The sequence below is a fragment of the Mycobacterium nebraskense genome (assembly GCF_002102255.1).
Classification (GTDB): domain Bacteria; phylum Actinomycetota; class Actinomycetes; order Mycobacteriales; family Mycobacteriaceae; genus Mycobacterium; species Mycobacterium nebraskense.
Genome location: NZ_LQPH01000081.1, coordinates 48,429 through 66,710 on the forward strand (window position 1 = coordinate 48,429; position 18,282 = coordinate 66,710).

Consider the following 18,282-nt stretch of genomic DNA (forward strand, 5'->3'; position numbering starts at 1 on the left):
CCGGGTAGCCCACCTGTGCCACCCGCAGACTACGTCATCCGTGCGCCGGGATCGCCTGGCGCGAGGCCCATCCCGAGCAGCCACCTGGCGTGCCGGTCCATCATGACGTCGTACTCCCCGTGCACGGCATGCGTCGAGAGCATCGCGATGTCCGACGACATGCGGCGCAGCTGGTTGTCCGACCGATAGCCGCTGGATCCGTTGCCGTCGACCAGATCCCGTAGCGTGTCGCGCACCGTATGGAGAATGGTGGCTCCCTGCAGTCCGGCGCGTGCCTCCTCCTCGAGCGTCTGCGGCGTGCCACGACGGGCGATCTGCAGTACGTCCTCGGTCGCGGCGTCGCGCACGAGGCGCATGATGTGCGCCGTCTGGTAGGCGTTGAGCCACCGCAGCCGCGCGGCGGGGCGCTCGATGCGGGGCGGGCTGTTCACACCCGATGCGCTGTTCAGGCGCTCCCGGGTGATCTCCACAGCGGCGTCGAGCGCCCCTACGCACAGCGACGACAACCCATACCGCAATGCGGAGAACGGAAGATGTACCACCTCGTCCTCGTGAAACGTGCCCGGGTGATCGTTGGCCGACATCGCCGCACCGAACGGGATTGCCCAGCTATCCGGGACGATGGCGTCGACCGCGGTGATGGTGACGCTGCCGGTGGCAGCCATCGACGCGACGTCCCAGTCGTCGGCGATGTCGAGCTGTTCTCGCGGCACGATCACCCACCGCAGCTCTTTGTCGCCGTCGATGGTCACCGGCACGAGCGCATGCGAGGCGTGCAACATCCCCGTCGCGTAGCCCCAGCTGCCGTTGACACGCAGCTGTCCGCCCGATCGTCCGGCGGTGCCGGGCTGCGACAGGATGGCCGCAGTGCGCACCGACGGCCCGCCGGCGAACAGCTCCTGCTGAACGTCTAGCGGGTAGCGGCACAAGAACCAGCTGTGCAGGTTGTAGAACACGGTGACCCACGCGGTCGACACGTCCCCCGCGGCGATGATCTCGGCCACCTGGTTGAGTTCGTGCGGGCCCAGACCGGCTCCGCCCCATCGCTTCGGCACGATCACGGAGAACAAGCCCGCGGTGTCCATGTCTTCGACGAGTTCGTCGTCCAGTCGACGGGCCAACTCCATCTGCCGCGCCAGTGCGCGGATCCTGGGCACGAAGCCGCGGGCGGCATCGGCAAGGGACGCCCCAGGTGCGTTGGCACTCGAGACTTGATCGACGAGCGTCACATCTTCTCCCGGAATTAGTCGGTTGCCTAAGATGCAACATACCGATGTTGCCACTCGGGAGGCAAGCGATCTGGAATAGGCTGCTTGCTTGCCGGCGCCAATCTATAAAACAGTTGACTAGGTCGATGGTATGGTGAGCCGGACGCGCGAAGATCCGTGCGGTATGCCAGTGGCCGAGCTCGAAGTGGAGAACCTGTGACCGCAATGGATGCCACCACAACGATTGTCGCCCCGGGTGAGCGATGAAGGCTCCGGCTGAGCTGCTGGACCTGTCCGGCAAGGTCGCCGTCGTCACCGGAGGTAGTCGGGGCATCGGCCGCGCCGTGGCCGAAGGTTTTGCGCTGGCGGGCGCCGATGTCGTCATCGCGAGCCGCAAGCTGGAGAACTGCAAGGCGGCCGCCTCGGAAATCGAGGTTGCCACCGGGCGTCGCGCATTGCCTGTTGGTTGCCATGTCGGCCGCTGGGACGACGCCGAGGTGTTGCTCGACGCCGTCTACGACGCCTTCGGGCGCTGCGATGTGCTGGTGAACAACGCGGGCATGTCACCCGTCTACGACGACCTTCCATCGGTCACCCAGGAGCTATACGACAAGGTGCACGCCGTCAACGCGCGTGGGCCGTTCCGGCTCAGCGCATTGTTTGGGACGCGGATGGCCGAGGGCGACGGCGGCTCCATCATCAACGTCACTACGGCCGGCACGCTGCGCCCCGACGCCACCGACCTGCCGTACGCAATGGCCAAGGCGGGGCTGAACGCGCTCACGCTGGCGCTGGCCGGGGCGTGGGCACCCAAGGTCCGGGCCAACTTGGTGATGCCCGGGGCCTTTGACACCGACATCTCCAAGGCATGGGGACCGGAGAACCAGGCCATCGCGGCCGCGGCGAACCCGATGAAGCGCATCGGTGTACCCGAGGACATGGCCGGGCTGTGTGTGTTTCTGGCCAGCGAGGCGGCCAGCTACATCAACGGTGCCCAGATTCTGGTCGACGGCGGGCTCTTCCGCACGCTCTGAGGCGCGAAACATCAATCACCAGTAAGGAACTCAAGGAGGAGTGATGGCAGGAAGGATGGCGGGCAAGGTCTCGTTCGTCACGGGTGCGGGGCGTGGCCAGGGCCGCGCGCACGCGGTGCTGCAGGCGCGCGAGGGCGCGGACATCATCGGCATAGACATCTGTGAGGACATCAAGTCCAACCCGTACCCGATGGCCAGTTGGGACGACCTCATGGAGACCAAGAATCTCGTCGAGAAGGAGGGCCGGCGCTGCGTGGCCGTCAAGGCCGACGTCCGTAACCGCGAGCAGCTCGCCGACGCCCTGAACGAGGGTGTGGCCGAACTGGGTCAACTGACCACGGTCATGGCCAACGCCGGCATCATGCCGCTGGCCATGGGCGACCCCGAGCCGATGGACTTCCAGGATGCCGTCGACGTCGACCTCATCGGCGTGATGAACACCGTGGCGGTGGCCGTCCCGCACCTGATCGGAGCCGGCAACGGCGCGTCGATCATCATCACCGGGTCCACCGCTGCGTTGATCCCCAACACCATGTCCGCCAACGTTGACCCCCGGACGATCATGGGTCCCGGCGGTGACGGTTACCACTGGTCGAAAGAGGCGCTGGTGGGATACACGCAGCAAATGGCTCTGCACCTGGCGCCCTTGGGAATTCGGGTCAATGTCGTGCACCCGACCAACTGCAATACCCACTTGATGAATTGCGACGGGATCTATCAGATCTTCCGTCCCGACATCGAAGGCCCGGTCACCAAAGAGGACTTCCGGCCGGCGTCGGAGTTCTACCACGCCTTGCCCACGCCGTGGCTGGAGCCCGAGGACGTCGCCGAGCTGGTCCTCTTCCTGGCCTCCGACGCCTCGAAGTACATGACCGGCACCAGCATCCCGATCGACGCCGGGTGCATGGTCAAGTGGCCCAACGGTCCCGGTCAGTAAACCGGCGATGGAGTGAACCGAACTCATCAGAGGCGACCCACGGCACGCCGTCATGACGGCGGCACCGGGGTCGTCTTTGGCGGGTGAGATGTGAGTTGCCAACTGAGACTTAGCGACTCAGCTCACTAGTCGCTGCCCTCCACCTGTTTGGCGAAGGCGGTGAAGCTTGCGATGGCTTCTTTCTTGTGGTGGGACAGCGCCCGGATGGATACATCGTGGCCTTCGGCGGCCTTTCGCAACGCCCCAACGGTGGCCTGCTCACGGGCGATGTGCGTGAACGGATTCCACGAATACCACTTCAAGGCGTTCTGGTAAGTCATCTTGTCGATCTCGTCGTCCGGCACGGCGTGCTTGGTCAGGACTTCGTGCAGCTGCTCGGGCGCACCCGGCCACATCGAATCAGAGTGCGGGTAGTCGGCTTCCCAGCAGATGTTGTCGATGCCGATCTCGTTGCGCAACGCCACTCCGACACGATCGGAGATGAAACACGTCAAGAAGTGCTCGCGGAACACCTCGCTCGGCTTCTTACCGCCGAAATCCTGACCCGTCCACGTCGAATGCATCTCGTAGGTGCGATCCGCGCGCTCGAGAAAATACGGAATCCACCCGGTGCCGCCCTCACTCAGGGCGATCTTGAGGTCCGGATACTTCTTGATCGGTGCCGACCACAATAGATCCGCGGCGGCCTGCACGATATTCATCGGCTGCAGCGTGATCATCACGTCCGGGGGAGCGTCCGGTGACGTGATCGCCAGCTTCCCCGAGGAGCCGATGTGCACGTTCATTACCGTGTCGGTGTCCACCAGCGCTTTCCACAACGGCGTCCAGTAGTCGTCGTGGAAGCTTGGGAATCCCATCACTGCCGGATTCTCGGTGAACGTCAGCGCGTGCACGCCCTTCTTGGAGACCCGTCGCACCTCCGCCGCGCACGCCTCGGCATCCCAGATCACCGGCAGTGCCATCGGAATGAACCGCGCCGGATATGCCCCGCACCATTCGTCAATGTGCCAATCGTTGTAGGCCTGGACCAGGGCCAATGAGAACTCGTGATCTTCGGTGGCGAACAGGCGGCCCGCGAACCCGGGGAACGACGGGAAGCAGATCGACCCCAGGATGCCGCCGGCATTCATGTCCTTGACCCGATCGTCGACGTTGTAGCACCCCGGCCGGATCTCGTCGAGGCCCTGAGGCTCCAGCCCGTACTCCTCCTTCGGTCGGCCGGCCACCGCATTCAAGGCCACATTCGGGATCACGATGTCGCGGAACTGCCAGGAATCGGACCCATCCGGGTTGTGCACCAGCCGCGGCGCCTCATCCACGTACTTCTTGGCCAGATGGTTCTTGAACATGTCCGGCGGCTCGACGATGTGGTCGTCGACGCTGATCAGGATCATGTCATCTCGGTTCATGGCAGTTCCTCTCGTTGCTGGCTCTTACTTGATCGTTGCCTTCATGTCGTCGAGGCTCACCAACACGGGATAACCGCTGACGCTCAACGCGTTTCCGTGGCCGGTTTGATGAATGTCGAACACCGACTGAATCGCTGCGTAGAAGCCCTGAATGTCCAGGGTCTGATTGACCGCCCGCTTGGCCTGGCGCAGCGCGAACGGCGGCATCTTGGCGATCTGCTCGGCCAGCGTCCTGGTTTCGGTGTCCAGTTCGTCGCGCGGCACCACGCGGTTCACCATGCCGGTGCGCTCGGCTTCGTCGGCGGTCAGCGGCCGGCCGGTGAACAAGATCTCCTTGGCCTTACGAGCTCCGAGTTCCCATGTGTGTCCGTGGTATTCGACGCCGCCGATGCCCATCAGCACCACCGGATCGGAGAAGAGCGCGTTGTCGGCCGCCACGATCAGGTCGCACGGCCAACACAGGAGCAGCCCGCCGGCGATGCAGCGGCCCTGGACGGCGGCGATCGAGGGCTTGGGCACGTTTCGCCAGCGCAGGCTGTATTCCAAATACCGGCGACTCTCGTGCTGATACATCAGTTCCAGCGTGATCTTATCGGGAACGGGATCGTCGACGTTGAGGTCGTGCCCGGCGGAGAAGTGCTTGCCGTTGGCGCGCAACAGGATCACGGTGACGTCAGGATCGTCCGCGGCCCGCGTCCAGGCGGCATCCAGCTCGTCGAGCAGCGCGGTGTTCTGAGCGTTGGCGGCCTCGGGCCGGTTGAGTGTGATGTTGGCGATGGCATCGGCAACGTCGTAGTCGATGTACATGTGTTGAGCTCCTTGGGATCCGGGATCGCGATGCGGACTACTTCAGCATGCTGCCGCCGTCGACTGGCAGCGTGACTCCGGTGATGTAGCGGGACTCGTCCGACGCGAGGAACAGCACGGCGTTGCTGACGTCTTCGGGCTCGACCCAGGGAATAGGCAGCGTGTGGAACATCTGGCAGATGCCGGCGATGTCGTCCTGTCCGGGATTGTCCAGATCGGGGCGGAATTGGCGGTAGGTGATCTCGTTCATCACCATCGGAGTGTTCGTGTGGGAGGGGTGTACGGAGTTGACCCGGATCATGTGCTGGCCGAGTTCGACGGCGAAGGCGCGCATCAGACCCACCACGCCGTGCTTGGTGGTGGCGTAGTGACCCATGTTGGGGTAGGCCTTGAGCCCCGCCACCGAGCTGGTCAGGATGACCGAACCGCCGCGGCCCCCCGCCACCAGGTGGGGGACGCAGGCTTTCACGGTCTTCCAGGTCCCACCCAGGTTGACGTCCAGGGTGGCCTGCCAGACCTCCTCCGTGGTTTGGTCCAGCGAGCTGCCGCCGCCATTTGCGATGCCAGCATTGGCCACGACCACGTCCAGCCTGCCCAGCTGCTCGACACCACTGTCCACGACGGCCTTCAGGCCGGAATAGTCGCGCACATCGACTTCGGCGGTGACGACGCGGCGGTTCAATGCCTTGACCAGATCGGCGGTCTCGGCGAGGTCCTCGGGTGTGGCCGGCGGGGCCGACGACCCGAAGATCGGCGTGCAGATATCGACAGCGATGATGTCGGCACCCTCTTGTGCCAACCGCACCGTATGACTTCGGCCCTGACCCCGCGCCGCGCCGGTGACGAGCGCGACCTTGCCCGCGACGCGGCCTGGCATCAAAGGTTGCCCACTTCCAGCTCGAGAAACTCGGCGTACTTGGCGCGGGCGGCTTCGCGCTTCTTCGGGAGCCATTGGCTGGGCCACAGGTCGTCACTGGGCGAGTAGTCCCGCAGCACCTGCCGGGCCACCGTGGTCTTGTGCACCTCGGTAGGCCCGTCGACCAGCCCCATCGCTGCAGCGCCGTGGATCATCTTGAACAGCGGCATCTCGTTGCTGACGCCGAGGGCGCCATGCACTTGCATGGCGCGCCAGGCGATGTCGTGCAGCACGGTCGGCATCGTCGCCTTGACCGCGGCGATGTCCTTGCGCACCTTCTTGTAGTCGTTGTACTTGTCGATCTCCCAGGCGGTGTAGAGCACGAAGAGCCGGAACTGCTGCAGCTGGGCATACGAATCGGCGATGAAGCCCTGCACGAACTGCTTGTCCGACAGCCGGCTTCCCGCGGTCTCGCGGCTCAACGCGCGTTCGCACATCATGTCCAGCGCCTGCTTGGCGAAGCCGATGGTGCGCATGGCGTGGTGGATGCGCCCACCGCCCAGCCGGGTCTGCGCGATGACGAACGCCTGCCCCTCGCCGCCGAGCAGCGCCTCGGCCGGAACCCGCACATTGTCGTAGTGGATCAGCGCATGGAATCCCTCGTTGTCGGGCTCGCCGTACAGCCCGACATTGCGCACGATGTCCACGCCCGGGGTGTCGGTGGGTACCAGGAACATCGACATGCCTTGGTAGGGGCCAGCCTCGGGGTTCGTCACCACCATCACGATCAAGAACGAGGCGGTCTTGGCGTTGGAGGAAAAGAACTTCCATCCGTTGATGATCCAGTCATCGCCGTCACGCACCGCCCGGGTCTCGAATCGCGTGGGGTCGGCACCGGCCTGCGGCTCGGTCATCGAGTAGCTGGAGAACAGCTCGCCATCGAGCAGCGGCTGCAGATAGCGTTCCTTTTGTTCCGGCGTGCCGTAGTGCGCGATGATCTCGGCGTTGCCGGTGTCGGGGGCCTGGCAGCCGAACACGATGGGTGCCCACATGGACCTGCCCAAAATCTCGTTGAGTAGCGCGAGTTTGAGCTGTCCATGACCCTGGCCGCCGAGTTCGGGGCCGAGGTGGGTGGCCCACATACCCTTGCTACGTACCTGGTCCTTGAGCGGGTCGATCGCCTTGCGACGAATGTCGTTGAGCGGGACGAACTCCTGGCCGGGCCACACCAGATCCAGCGGCTCGACTTCATCGCGGACGAAGGCGTCCGCCCAGTCCAGCAACGCCTGATATTCGGCGTCGGTCTCGAAGTCCCAGGCCATGTGATCTCCTCTATTGTCTGAACAAGCCCTGGATCGCTCAACGCACCTTGGGCAGTGATCGTGCGAGTTCGGCGGCCCTGGCAATCGACTGCAGCACCATCGGGCCGAAGGCCGCGACGACGCGTGGGTCCCCCTTGCCGCTCTTCACCGCGGTGGCGTATGTCCTCTCCAGGACGATGCCTATCTTGAAATTGGCCAGTACCAGGTAGTAATCGATGTTGTCCGTCGGCAGGCCGCTGATCTTTTCGTAGTGCGCGAGAAGCTCGCTGCGCTTTGGCATCCCGGCCACGTCGAGATAGAAGTCGGTCTGTGGCTCCTCGCCGTCGTAGCCCAGCAGTGCCCACGCCAGGTCCAGCAGGGGGTCCCCGATCGTGGTCATCTCCCAGTCGACCAGCGCAGCCAGTCGTGCCGGTGCGCCGTGGGCGTACATGACGTTCGCGTATTGGTAGTCACCGTGCATGATGCCCGGTGTGAAGTCACTGGGCGCGTTGGCGCGCAGCCAATCGGCGGCGATGTCCACGCCGGGCAGCTCCCGGACCTGGAATGACTGCAGGAAAGACAGCCAGCGATCCGGCTGACGCTGATGGAAGCCGTCGGGCCGCCCGAATCCCTCGAGACCCTGGGCGCGCCAGTCGACGCGGCCCAGTTTCGCTGCGCCCTCGATCAATTGGAATGCCAGGCCGCGGCGCGCATCCAGATCCGTGTCGAACGGTGGTTGCCACCCGTTGTTATCCATCGGGCTCCACCCGTCGATCTCGGCCATGATGTAGAACGGCTTGCCCAGCAGATCGCCTGACTCGTCGGCCGCGATCAGTTCGGCGTGCGGCACGTCGGTGCCCTTGAGCGCCCGCACCAGCCGGATCTCACGCAGCAGTTCGTTGAGCCGCTTGTCGTCGGCGCGCTCCCCGGGCATCCGCAGGACCATGCGGTGATCGCCGCGCGTGATGCGCAGCAACGTGTTCTGCGACCCACCCGAAATGGTGTCTATCTCGGGCAGCTCGCCGTGCCCGGGGGCATCCTGCTGGTCGAGCCATTTTCCTAGCTGCTGGGCCTCGATGCCGGCGGTCACTGCGCTTCGGCCTTCGGACCGCGCGGGGTCCAGAACGCCAGCCGCCAGCTGTTCATGTCGAGGCTGTCGTGCATCTGGATCTGGCCGGCGGCGACGCCTTCCTGGATCTTCTGCATGATCGAGTCGACGTCGCCCTCCATTTCGTAGATGATCGCGTAGCGGTGCTCGGGGACGAACCCACCCGGGACGCGGTACATCTCGGAATCACGCAGGGTGTATCGCTGAGCGGACAGCATGCCGGGGACCGCGAGAAGTTGAGGGATATGGACGTTGTCGTACCACTCGTTGAACTCGTCGTCCCGGCCCTCGATCGGGTTGGAGTAAACGATCTGGATGAACTTTTCGGCCATGTCGTCGGTCCTATTTCTGGGTGAAGGGTTTACGCGGATTCGCCGAGAACCATCGGGAAAGAGTCCACCGAGCGGACCCCAATGGTGTAAATGAGTTCGGTGCCCGGCTTTACTCGGTAGTGCGGGATGCGGCTGTGCCAGACACGAAGTGCCGTCCGCAATTCGAGCCGGGCCAGGTTCGACCCCAGGCAGCGATGTACTCCAGCTCCGAATGCGATGTGGCGGTTAGCCTTTCGGCCCCATCGGATGATATCAGCCTCGGGGAACTCGGATTCGTCGGTGTTGGCCGAGCCGATGAACGGATGGACCTTGTCGCCGGCGTGAATCGGACAGCCGCCGAGCTCGGTATCCTGAGTCGCGATGCGCGACACCAGCATCACCGGTGATTCCCAACGCAGCAGCTCCTCCACGACCGCGGGGCTGATCGCAGGATCGGCGACCAGCGCTGCCCGCTTGTCCGGATGTTCGGCGAGGTAGCGGAAGAAGCAGTCCAGCGACGCCGACACCGTGTCCAGACCGGCGATCAACAACAGAAAGCAGATGTCGAGGGTTTCCTCGCGGGTCAGCTTCTCGCCCTCGACCTCGGCCACCAGAAGGTGGCTGAGCAAGTCGTCCCTGGGCTCGGCCTCCCGCTGGTCGAGCACCTCGTTGAAGTAGTCGTAGATCGACGCCGCGCTCGTTGCCCTGAGTTCCTGGGTGCGGGGATCGTTGAGCGCAGTGCCCAACACATGGAACGGGCGGATGATGCCGTCCTTCATCGCCAGGAACCGCGGCAGGTCTTGCATGGACAGCCCGAACATGGTGAGGAACACCTGCGAGGGGAACGGCACCGAAAAGCGCTGGGCGAAGTCGATTTCCGGCTCGTCGATGAAGGTGTCGATCAGATCGTTCACCAGTGTCTCGATCGGCCCCGCGAGGTGCTCGAGATGCTTGGGAGTGAACAGCGGGTCGAGGATCTTGCGGAACTTGCGCTGGTCGGGTGGGTCCACCTCGATGGGGATCAGCGGTCGCGCATTGCCGAAGTGCCCGGCCGGCATCGCAGACGAGTAGATCTCGGGGTGGCGGAACACCTCGGTCATCGCCGCTCGTGTAGTCACCACGACGCCTGACCCCTCGACCCGCATCGCTGGAGCGACGGACCGCATTTGCGCGAAGGCGTCCTGCGGTCGGCGTGTCAGCACATCCCCGGTCCCGCTGAAAATCGTGCCACCGTAGGCGTCGACCTGCTCGTCTGCCATCGCCTCTCCCTCTAATCGGGCGTTGATCTCCAAGACCAGCCGAATATATCAGACTGAGTCAGCTATTTATGAGGACGGTCATGTCGTTGACCCACCGTTCGTAGTCGGCGGCCTTGCCGGTCAGGGAATCGAGCCCCATCGGGGAGTCCACTATGAGGAACTGCTCGGTCTCGATCGCGCCGACCAGGCGTTCGGCGACCTCCTCCGGCGTAGCGACGTTCTGCAAGGCCGGGTGATCGGCGGGTATGCCGTCGGACATCAGCATTGGGGTGAGCATCGGGCCGGGGCAGAAGCACGAAACCTTGATCCCTTTGGGCCGGTAGGTCATCGCCAGCCATTCCGAAAAGGCCAGGGCGGCATGCTTGGTCACGGCGTACGCGGCTTTGTCGGGATGGGTGGTCAGTGCGACGACCGATGCCGTTTGCAGCAGGTAGCCATCGCCGCGTTCGAGCATTGACGGCAGCACTTGGCGTGCCGCGTACACATGAGACATCACGTGCAGCCGCCAGCTGAGGTCCCACAGGCCGTCATCGGCGATGTCGCCGGCCCGGCGTGGGCCAGCATAACCAGCGTTGCTGAACCAGATATCGATTTCACCGTAGGTGGCTCGGGCCAACTCGGCGACTGCACGCACCGTATCCTCAGCGGTGATGTCGCCGGCCAAGCCAACGGTGCCGATCGAATCCGAGACCCGCTTAACCCCTTCCGGATTGATGTCGGTGACAACGACTTTGGCGCCTTCGGTGGCGAAACGCCGGGCGCATGCTTCGCCGATTCCGCCGCCCGATCCCGTGATGACCACGACCTTGTCGCGCAGCTCCATCAGAACGCCCTTGCCGTGCTGGCCGTTTCCGGCCGGAGGTGCTTCACCGACTTGATGCTGATGTCCCAGCCGGCGGCTTGCTCGCGCAGGGCCGACACCGTCGCTCGCTCCCGCGGGATGTGAGCGAACGGGTCGTACGAGAAGTGCCGCATCGCGTTGAGGTGGGTGACCTTGTTGATTTCGACGTCCGGCACCCCGGTCAGCGACATCATCAGCGTCTCGGGCGCGACCGGCCAGGTGGTGTCCGAGTGCGGGTAGTCGCATTCCCAAGTGATGTTGTCGATGTTGAGGTGGTGGCGGTTCTCGATCCCCACCGCGTCGTCGATGAAGCACAGGATCACGTGTTCGGAGAAGATCTGCGAGGGCAGGCGGTCACCGAGATCCATGCCGCTCCAGTGTTTGGTGTGGCGGTAGATGTAGTCGACACGCTCCAAGAAGTAGGGCAACCAGCCGATGCCACCCTCGGACAGCGCCACGCGCAGCGCTGGGAACTTCCGGAAGATCGGGCTCCACAACAGATCTCCCGCCGTAGCCATCAGGCTGATCGGTGACAACGTGTAGACAAGCTCGATGGGCGCGTCCGGGGACGTCGTCGGCGGACGTGAATTCGACCCGAGGTGCATACACACGACCGTGCCCTCCTCGGCGCACGCTGCCCAGAACGGGTCCCAATGATCAGAGTAGAAGGTGGGCAGGCCGAGATCGTAAGGGCTGGAAGAGAATGTCACCGCATGACAACCCTGCTTCGCCACCCGGCGCACCTCCGCCGCCGTGGCCACCGGATCCCACATCATCGGCAGCGCAAGGGGGATGATCCGGCCAGGGTAGGTGCCCGCCCATTCCTCGATGTGCCAGTCGTTGTAGGCACGGACCATTGCTGCGGCCTGATCCGTGTCGGCGGTGTCCGCGAACAACTGCCCGCAGAACCGGGGGAAAGAGGGGAAGCACATCGACCCCAAGACGCCGTTGGCGTTCATGTCCTTGACCCGGCCGTGGATGTCGTAGCAGCCGGCCCGGATCTCTTCGATGCAGGTGGGTTCCATCCCGAACTCCGATGGAGGACGTCCGGCGACCGCGTTGAGCGCCGTGTTCAGGATCTCCTGGCCTTCGTAGCGCCAGGCCATCGTCCCGTCGTCGCGACGAACGAACCGTGGGGCGGCGTCCTCGTACTTCTTCGGAACACGACCCTCGAACATGTGAGCCGGTTCGATGACATGGTCATCTACGCTCACCAGGATCATGTCGTCGACGTCCATCGGTCCTCCTCATTCGAGTGTGGCGCTCAATCGGCAAGGCGCCCAAGTCAATCCATCAACTCCAGCACGAGCCGACGACCAAGTTCGGACTCTTCGATCCACGGTATGAAGGCCTTCAGGCATTCGGCCCAGATCCCCGTGGCACTGACGGAGTCGTGGTCGGCGGCGGCGGCAACGTACTTCGCGAAAAGGGCCTGGGCATTGCGGTTGGTCGCACGCACCCCCGGCATGCTCTTCGCGTCGGCGGTGACCGCGGGCTCCACCCCGACACGAACCCATTGCAGGATCTCGGCGGCGACGGTCAGGGCAGGGTTCTTGACGGCGGACACCGCGCTCATCTCGGCGTTGAACCACGTCATGACGAACTGCGCGGTGTCGTCGATGTTGGCGGCCAACTCGGCCTCGTAGTTCTTGAGCGCCTTGAGCTGTTTGGGTCCGATCCGGGACGCGACGAGGCCCATGATCGCGGGCACGACCGGCCGCACCGCCCGGACGTAATCCGCCAGGGTGGTTCGGCGTGCCTCGAGCACGATGCCGGCAAGCTGTGCCGCGACCCGGGTGGAGGGCGTGCGAATGGTGGCCCCGCCCCGGTCACCGGTTCGCAGGTCGAGCAGGAACTCCATCTCCAGGATTCGCAGCGCTTCGCGCAGCGTCGGCCGGGAGATACCGAACTCGTCGGCGAGCTCGGCCAGCGGCGGCAGCCGGTCACCCTCGCGCAGACCGCCTTCGGCGATACGTGCGCGTATCTCGGCGGCTACCACCACAGCGCGCCGCGGCGTCGGCTCGGCACCGGCCTGCCCGGCCTGTGCCCGCCATAGCGGGGCCATGTCGATGGGCTGTCGTCTGACGTCGCGGCTCACCAGCATTCGGCTGGTAGTGAATAGGTAGTCGCCCCACGTCTTTTGGGCCAGCGACGCGTCGCGGCGACGGGCGGCATCGAGAAACGCGCTGTGGCTGACCACCACCCGCCGGGCGATGCGCTCGGCCGACACCGCGTTGTCGCTGCCGATCGCCGAGTAGACCTGCCCGGCGTAGATGTCGCGGAACACACCGGCGATGACGCCCAGGGTCCGGTTACCCGACAACTCGGTGACCGCCTGGTCGAAGGCAGACATCGCGCTGACAAACGCCAGCGGATCACCCTCCGCGGCGCGCTCGGCATCATGCAGTCTGACGAGGTTGTCGAGATCGTCGTAACCGGCCCGGATCGCAACTTGTTCCGCCGCCGGCGGCTCGATCACCGACCGGGCCTCTTCGAGGTGCGCCAGCGTCGTCTTACGCAGTTGCAGCAGTAGCGCCACATAGCGTCCCACCGACTCCAGGCCCGGGCGTCGCACGACCGCGCCGCCGCCGCGACCACGGCGGATCTCAACGAGCTGCTGTGACTCAAGGATTCTCAGCGCCTCGCGCAGCGTCTCCCGAGAGATCCGCAACCGCGCGGTGAGTTCGGCTTCGGACGGCAGCTGCTCGTCGGCGGCGAGTTGCCCGTTGAGGATCTGGTGGCGCAGGTCGGCGGCCAGCAGGTGGGAGACCTTTTGGGTGTTGCGCCGCGGCATGGCACGCCACATGGCGTCGTCGGCGCGACGCTTGTGATTGGTTTGAGGTGACTCGGTCATGCCCCAGTCAATACCATTGCACCGCATTGCGGGTATACCCCGCTTGTCACGACGGCCACTTGCGCGTCCGGAACCTGCCGGTCCCCGCACTGCCCTCGAAGCTGCAGCACCGCCTCGTTGAGGAACCCGATGCCATGCAGGCGCCCTTCGGCGAGTTGTCCGCCCGCCGTGTTCAGCGGGAAATCCCCGCCGGGGCCGAGGCGGCTCCCGTCGCCGACCCAGTCACCGAATTCGCCTTTCCCACAGGCGCCGAGCGCTTCGATCCAGGAGACGGTCACCGGGGTGAAGCCGTCGTAGACCTGGGCGACGTCAATGTCGGCCACCGAGACAGACGATCGTTGCCACAGCCGGTTGGCGCAGTCGATCGCTCCGCCGTACAGGAAATCGCAGTCGAAAATCCAGTCTGCGCCCCTTCCGGTGGCGTAGGCCATCGCGTCGACGAGTACCGGGCGCTGACGCAGATCGGCTGCCCGCTCCGCTGTGGTGATGAGGGTGGCCACGGCCCCGTTGACCGGGTAGTCGCAGTCGAGGACGCGCAGCGGATCGGCGACCATCCGCGACGACAGGTAGTCGTCCATCGTCAGCTCGTCACGCATCACCGCGCGGGGGTTGAGCGCGGACCATCGGCGCGCGTTCACGGCGATGCGGCCGAAATCGTCCTCGGGACGTCCGTATTCGGCCATCCACCGCTGTTTCTTCAAGCCCAGCAACACCAGGATGCCGCCGAGATACCCGTACGGGGTGAGGAACTGATCGCGTCCGCTCACCGTCTCCGGGCCACTGGCCACGCCACCCTGATGTCCCGCGGCGCGGGTCAGGCACCTGAAGACCAGCGCGGTTTCGCAGGCGCCCGACGCCACTGCCATCACCCCGGCCAGCGCGCCCGCCACACCCGACGGGCCGCTGGGGAAGATGTCCGCGAAGGCGGCAAGATCGGGAACCCCGAGCAGGCGCGCCATGTCCTGGGCGCCAGGAGACTCCGGACCGAACTTGTACTCGAAAATTCCGTCGACATCCGCGCTCGTCAGTCCGGCGTCCGACAGGGCGTCCTTGGCGGCGGCCAGGGCCAGCGCGTTGGGATTGGGCTCGCCCGTTCGGCTCAGCTCCGAATAGCCGACGCCCACGATCGCGACCTCGCGCGCCAGCGTGCTCACGTGGTGGTCCGCAGCAACCGAAACTGTGGCAATGTCACCGAGCCGCGCTCCTCGAAAACGACTTCGACCGGCAATCCGCAGAACAACTCCGTGCCCGCCGGCACGTCGACGAGGTTGGAGAGGATGCGAAGCCCAGGCTGGTCGTCCAGCTCAACGAGAACCACCACATAGGGGAGGGCATCGATGAAGCCCGCGTGCAGCGGCCGGTCCACCACCGAATAGGAATAGATCACGCCGCGGCCGGTGGTCTCGACTGCGTCGAAGTCCTCGGCCTGGCAATGCACGCAGCAGATCTCGGGCGGGTACTGCATTTCACGGCACGCCTGGCAGCGCTGCAGAACCAATCGATGTCCGGCGGCGGCCTCCCAGAAGAAGCGGGTGACATCGTCGGGCGCGGGCACCGGACGCGGGTCGGCCTGGGCCCGCACGACTGTCTGCGTCACGACAACTTCCTTACCGGTTAGCAATCCTATTTATCGAGCTAACCGTAGACAGCCTACCTAGTCAACTATATTGACGTCTCAGTGAGTCCCGACTCATTACCAGATCAACAACACAGAGGGGTGAAGGACATGCCGATGCCGTTTCGGCGCAAGGTTGACATCGTGACCGATTACTTGGACAGGATCGGCTCGCTCGATTTCGACGGTGCAGGGCAGCACCTGGCCGACGACGCGGTGATGATGGTGCCGTTTACGCCGTCCATCGAGGAGGTCCCGCCATTGGTGGGCAAGGAGGCAATCCTCGAACAGATGCGCGGCGTTATGCAGGAGGCATTTGTGCGCATGGACTTCACGGTCGACGAGTGGTACGACGTCAGCGATTCCGATGCGCTCATCGCCGAGTACCACAGCGTGTGCCCGCTGAAGGGCTTGAAAGGCCCGCAGGGGCGGGCCGGTGAATACCGGAATTCCTACGTCGGGGTGTTTCGCTTCCAAGGCGACAAGATCGCGCTGCACAAGGAGTACTTCAACCCGACCAAGCTGACCGCGCTCGCGGAGACCGGCGGTCACGACCGGGCCTAGGCACCCCCTAGCGTTGCGGCAGCCCGAGCACGCGCTGGGCGATGATGTTGCGCTGGATATCGGAGGTACCGCCGGCAATGGTGGCCGAGAAACTGCGTGTGTGGCGGTCGAACCAGCTGGCGAAATAGTTGTCGGGATTCATGTGCGCGTATGGGCCCGTCGTCGAAGGATGCATCAGCCCGTCGAGGCCGGCGGACGCAAGGGCGTGTTCGGTCGCACGCGTTTCGGCTTCCGAGCCGAGCAACTTGAGCACCGACAAGGCGGGAACGTCCTGTTCGTCGCGTGCGGCGCGGGCCAGTGCCGCCGAGCCGAGCAGCCGCAGCGCCTGATCGTCCATCACCAGCGTGGCGTAATGGTCCCGCTCGAGCGCGGTGTTCGGGTGAAAATCGGCGATGACGTTTTCCAGTCGCTCGGCTTGGGCCAGCCACATCATCGTGCGTTCGTGCCCGAGCGACCCATTGGCCACTCGCCAGCCCTGATTGAGTTCGCCAACGAGGTTTTCTGCTGGGACCCGCACGTCGGTGAAGAACACCTCGTTGAAGTCCAGATCGTCCATCCCGCAGATGTGTGGGAATGGCCGCCGCACTACGCCCGGTGTATCGGTCGGGATGACCAATGCGCTGATGCCCTTGTGTTTTGGCGCATCCGGGTCGGTGCGCACGAATGTCAGCAGAACATCGGCATGGTGGGCGCCCGACGTCCACACTTTCTGGCCGTTGACCACGAAATGGTCGCCGCGTGAATCGGAACCGTGCACCGCGCGGGTGCGCAGCGAGGCGAGATCGGAGCCTGCGCTCGGTTCGCTCATGCCCAGCGAGGCGGTCATCTCCGCCCGCAGGATCGGGACCGCCCAGCGTTGCTTCTGCTCATCGGTACCGAACGAAAGCAGCGACGCCGCAACGATATCCACGCCCTGCGGGTTGTGGCTGTGGTAGACGCGTCGGTGCGACAGTTCGTCGAGGTAGACGAATTGCTGCAGGATCGTGGCGTTGCGGCCGCCGAACTCCGGCGGCTGGGCCGGCAACAGCCAGCCGTTGTCGAACAGCAGCCGCTGCCAGCGACGCGCCCAACCTGGCATGTGCGACACCGACTGCGGCCGTTCCTGCGTCTCGGCTTCGCCAGGCAGATGCTCGTCGAGAAACGCCGCGAACTCGGCGCGGAATGCCTCGACGTCGGGATCAAACGTGAGGCGCATGCCACTCCTCGGCAATCATGGCTCGGTGCTCTGCCGCATCGCCGAGCATCAACTCGCCGGCCTTCGCACGCTTCAGCGCGAATTGCACGTCGTTCTCCCATGTGAAGCCCATCGCGCCGAACGACTGCAGGCCATGACGAAAGACCAGGGATTGGCACTCGCCGGCCGAGGCCTTGGCCATTGCCGCCGCCAACCGTCGCCGCGGGTCGTCGGCCGCGATCGTCAACGCGGCGAAGTACGACAGGGCGCGGGCCCGCTCGATGCCCACGTGCAGGTCGGCCATCTTGTGCTGGACCGCCTGGAACGAACCGATCGGCACGCCGAACTGATGACGATCGCGGACATGCAACAGCGCTAGGTCCAGCACACGCTGGCACGCCCCGACCATCGTTATCGCCATGCCGGTCAGCGCCAGGTGACGGCAGTCTGCCGCGTCGATGGGCAGCCGATCGGCATCCGCCGCGTGCACGTTCTCAAAGGTCACATCGGCCAGGTGCAACACCGGATCGAAGACGGAAGTCCTTCGGGCGACGGCTTCGTCGGCGGCGACCAGAAACACACCGGCGGCGGTGACAATCGCCAACCGCTGCGCCCGGTCGCCGTCGAGGACGTAGCGCGCCGTTCCGTTCAGCACCCAGCCGCCGCCGTCCCGGTGGGCGGTCACCCCGTCATAGACCGCCGCGCCCGGCTGCTGCGGGTCGTGGCGGTCGCCGACCAGCGGGGCGAACTGGGTCATCGTGGCCAGGTACGGCGTGGGATCCGTCGCGCGACCGAGTTCCTCTAGCACGATGGCAAGCTCGACCGCGTTGGCCGGGTCGGTCAACTCCGTCCAGCCGGCTTCGACGTAGACCTTCCAGAGCGGCATCGGATCGAGGCCCTGTTCGGCGACAGCGCGCACCAGCGTCGGAGGGCACTGCTTGGCCACGGCATCGCGCACCGTGTCGCGCCACAGCCGCTGGTCGGCATCGAACTCCAGTAGCATC

The 18,282-nt window shown here is 65.0% G+C and carries 18 protein-coding genes; 3 read left to right on the forward strand and 15 right to left on the reverse strand.

The annotated features are described in order from the left end of the window. Positions 1–29: 29 nt before the first annotated feature. Positions 30–1,229, reverse strand: coding sequence for an acyl-CoA dehydrogenase family protein (locus AWC17_RS08840; RefSeq protein WP_046181727.1), 1,200 nt, complete (start codon positions 1,227–1,229; stop codon positions 30–32). A 242-nt stretch (positions 1,230–1,471) separates the two neighbouring features. Here AWC17_RS08840 and AWC17_RS08845 point away from each other — a divergent pair, with 242 nt between their 5' ends. Next, the gene (locus AWC17_RS08845) at positions 1,472–2,242 is read left to right on the forward strand and encodes an SDR family NAD(P)-dependent oxidoreductase (protein WP_046181728.1); all 771 of its coding nucleotides are present in this window, start codon (positions 1,472–1,474) and stop codon (positions 2,240–2,242) included. A 43-nt stretch (positions 2,243–2,285) separates the two neighbouring features. After that, positions 2,286–3,179, forward strand: coding sequence for a mycofactocin-coupled SDR family oxidoreductase (locus tag AWC17_RS08850; protein ID WP_046181729.1), 894 nt, complete (start codon positions 2,286–2,288; stop codon positions 3,177–3,179). A 125-nt stretch (positions 3,180–3,304) separates the two neighbouring features. Here the strand turns inward: AWC17_RS08850 and AWC17_RS08855 are convergent, their stop codons facing one another. Genes AWC17_RS08855 through AWC17_RS08910 form a run of 12 tightly spaced genes read right to left on the reverse strand, consistent with a single transcriptional unit; the run spans position 3,305 to position 15,522 of the window. Beyond that, positions 3,305–4,588, reverse strand: coding sequence for an amidohydrolase family protein (locus AWC17_RS08855; protein WP_046181730.1), 1,284 nt, complete (start codon positions 4,586–4,588; stop codon positions 3,305–3,307). A 24-nt stretch (positions 4,589–4,612) separates the two neighbouring features. Continuing rightward, positions 4,613–5,395, reverse strand: coding sequence for an enoyl-CoA hydratase (locus tag AWC17_RS08860; protein WP_046181731.1), 783 nt, complete (start codon positions 5,393–5,395; stop codon positions 4,613–4,615). Between the two features lie 37 nt (positions 5,396–5,432). Further along, positions 5,433–6,272, reverse strand: a complete 840-nt coding sequence (locus tag AWC17_RS08865; protein ID WP_046181732.1) for a mycofactocin-coupled SDR family oxidoreductase — start codon at positions 6,270–6,272, stop codon at positions 5,433–5,435. Further along, positions 6,272–7,573: an acyl-CoA dehydrogenase family protein gene (locus AWC17_RS08870; RefSeq protein ID WP_046181733.1), complete on the reverse strand. Its 1,302-nt coding sequence runs from the start codon at positions 7,571–7,573 to the stop codon at positions 6,272–6,274. Before AWC17_RS08870 ends, AWC17_RS08865 begins: the two co-directional genes overlap by 1 nt. 37 nt (positions 7,574–7,610) lie before the next feature. Then, on the reverse strand, positions 7,611–8,642 hold the full coding sequence (locus AWC17_RS08875; protein ID WP_141224557.1) for a phosphotransferase family protein: 1,032 nt from the start codon (positions 8,640–8,642) through the stop codon (positions 7,611–7,613). Further along, the gene (locus AWC17_RS08880; RefSeq protein ID WP_046181735.1) at positions 8,639–8,992 is read right to left on the reverse strand and encodes a malto-oligosyltrehalose synthase; all 354 of its coding nucleotides are present in this window, start codon (positions 8,990–8,992) and stop codon (positions 8,639–8,641) included. The genes AWC17_RS08875 and AWC17_RS08880 overlap by 4 nt, the downstream gene beginning before the upstream one ends. A 29-nt stretch (positions 8,993–9,021) precedes the next feature. Further along, positions 9,022–10,230, reverse strand: coding sequence for a cytochrome P450 (locus tag AWC17_RS08885; protein ID WP_082122800.1), 1,209 nt, complete (start codon positions 10,228–10,230; stop codon positions 9,022–9,024). Positions 10,231–10,288: 58 nt separating this feature from the next. Then, the gene (locus tag AWC17_RS08890) at positions 10,289–11,053 is read right to left on the reverse strand and encodes an SDR family NAD(P)-dependent oxidoreductase (RefSeq protein ID WP_046181736.1); all 765 of its coding nucleotides are present in this window, start codon (positions 11,051–11,053) and stop codon (positions 10,289–10,291) included. Then, complete coding sequence (locus tag AWC17_RS08895; RefSeq protein ID WP_046181737.1) at positions 11,053–12,309, reverse strand: amidohydrolase family protein; 1,257 nt, start codon at positions 12,307–12,309, stop codon at positions 11,053–11,055. Before AWC17_RS08895 ends, AWC17_RS08890 begins: the two co-directional genes overlap by 1 nt. A 47-nt stretch (positions 12,310–12,356) precedes the next feature. Beyond that, on the reverse strand, positions 12,357–13,925 hold the full coding sequence (locus AWC17_RS08900; RefSeq protein ID WP_052742685.1) for a FadR/GntR family transcriptional regulator: 1,569 nt from the start codon (positions 13,923–13,925) through the stop codon (positions 12,357–12,359). After that, on the reverse strand, positions 13,922–15,079 hold the full coding sequence (locus AWC17_RS08905; protein WP_046181738.1) for a thiolase C-terminal domain-containing protein: 1,158 nt from the start codon (positions 15,077–15,079) through the stop codon (positions 13,922–13,924). The genes AWC17_RS08900 and AWC17_RS08905 overlap by 4 nt, the downstream gene beginning before the upstream one ends. After that, positions 15,076–15,522 carry a Zn-ribbon domain-containing OB-fold protein gene (locus AWC17_RS08910; protein ID WP_082122801.1) on the reverse strand — a complete coding sequence of 149 codons (447 nt, stop codon included), beginning with the start codon at positions 15,520–15,522 and terminating at the stop codon, positions 15,076–15,078. The genes AWC17_RS08905 and AWC17_RS08910 overlap by 4 nt, the downstream gene beginning before the upstream one ends. Before the next feature lie 162 nt (positions 15,523–15,684). On the opposite strand from AWC17_RS08910, the gene AWC17_RS08915 reads away from it, so the two are divergent. Continuing rightward, entirely contained in the window at positions 15,685–16,104 is a 420-nt protein-coding gene (locus AWC17_RS08915) for a nuclear transport factor 2 family protein (RefSeq protein ID WP_167385559.1), read from the forward strand. Positions 16,105–16,111: 7 nt separating this feature from the next. On the opposite strand, the gene AWC17_RS08920 is transcribed toward AWC17_RS08915, so the two are convergent. Further along, positions 16,112–17,299, reverse strand: a complete 1,188-nt coding sequence (locus AWC17_RS08920) for an acyl-CoA dehydrogenase family protein (protein ID WP_046181740.1) — start codon at positions 17,297–17,299, stop codon at positions 16,112–16,114. Then, the gene (locus AWC17_RS08925; RefSeq protein WP_046181741.1) at positions 17,283–18,281 is read right to left on the reverse strand and encodes an acyl-CoA dehydrogenase family protein; all 999 of its coding nucleotides are present in this window, start codon (positions 18,279–18,281) and stop codon (positions 17,283–17,285) included. Before AWC17_RS08925 ends, AWC17_RS08920 begins: the two co-directional genes overlap by 17 nt. Position 18,282 lies beyond the last annotated feature (1 nt).

Excerpts from the sequence above, each read along its gene's own strand:
- AWC17_RS08845 (WP_046181728.1), top strand. The coding sequence starts at position 1,472 with ATGAAGGCTCCGGCTGAGCTGCTGGACCTGTCCGGCAAGGTCGCCGTC.
- AWC17_RS08850 (WP_046181729.1), top strand. The coding sequence starts at position 2,286 with ATGGCAGGAAGGATGGCGGGCAAGGTCTCGTTCGTCACGGGTGCGGGG.
- AWC17_RS08855 (WP_046181730.1), bottom strand. The coding sequence starts at position 4,588 with ATGAACCGAGATGACATGATCCTGATCAGCGTCGACGACCACATCGTC.
- AWC17_RS08860 (WP_046181731.1), bottom strand. The coding sequence starts at position 5,395 with ATGTACATCGACTACGACGTTGCCGATGCCATCGCCAACATCACACTC.
- AWC17_RS08865 (WP_046181732.1), bottom strand. The coding sequence starts at position 6,272 with ATGCCAGGCCGCGTCGCGGGCAAGGTCGCGCTCGTCACCGGCGCGGCG.
- AWC17_RS08870 (WP_046181733.1), bottom strand. The coding sequence starts at position 7,573 with ATGGCCTGGGACTTCGAGACCGACGCCGAATATCAGGCGTTGCTGGAC.
- AWC17_RS08880 (WP_046181735.1), bottom strand. The coding sequence starts at position 8,992 with ATGGCCGAAAAGTTCATCCAGATCGTTTACTCCAACCCGATCGAGGGC.
- AWC17_RS08885 (WP_082122800.1), bottom strand. The coding sequence starts at position 10,230 with ATGGCAGACGAGCAGGTCGACGCCTACGGTGGCACGATTTTCAGCGGG.
- AWC17_RS08890 (WP_046181736.1), bottom strand. The coding sequence starts at position 11,053 with ATGGAGCTGCGCGACAAGGTCGTGGTCATCACGGGATCGGGCGGCGGA.
- AWC17_RS08895 (WP_046181737.1), bottom strand. The coding sequence starts at position 12,309 with ATGGACGTCGACGACATGATCCTGGTGAGCGTAGATGACCATGTCATC.
- AWC17_RS08900 (WP_052742685.1), bottom strand. The coding sequence starts at position 13,925 with ATGACCGAGTCACCTCAAACCAATCACAAGCGTCGCGCCGACGACGCC.
- AWC17_RS08920 (WP_046181740.1), bottom strand. The coding sequence starts at position 17,299 with ATGCGCCTCACGTTTGATCCCGACGTCGAGGCATTCCGCGCCGAGTTC.
- AWC17_RS08925 (WP_046181741.1), bottom strand. The coding sequence starts at position 18,281 with ATGCTACTGGAGTTCGATGCCGACCAGCGGCTGTGGCGCGACACGGTG.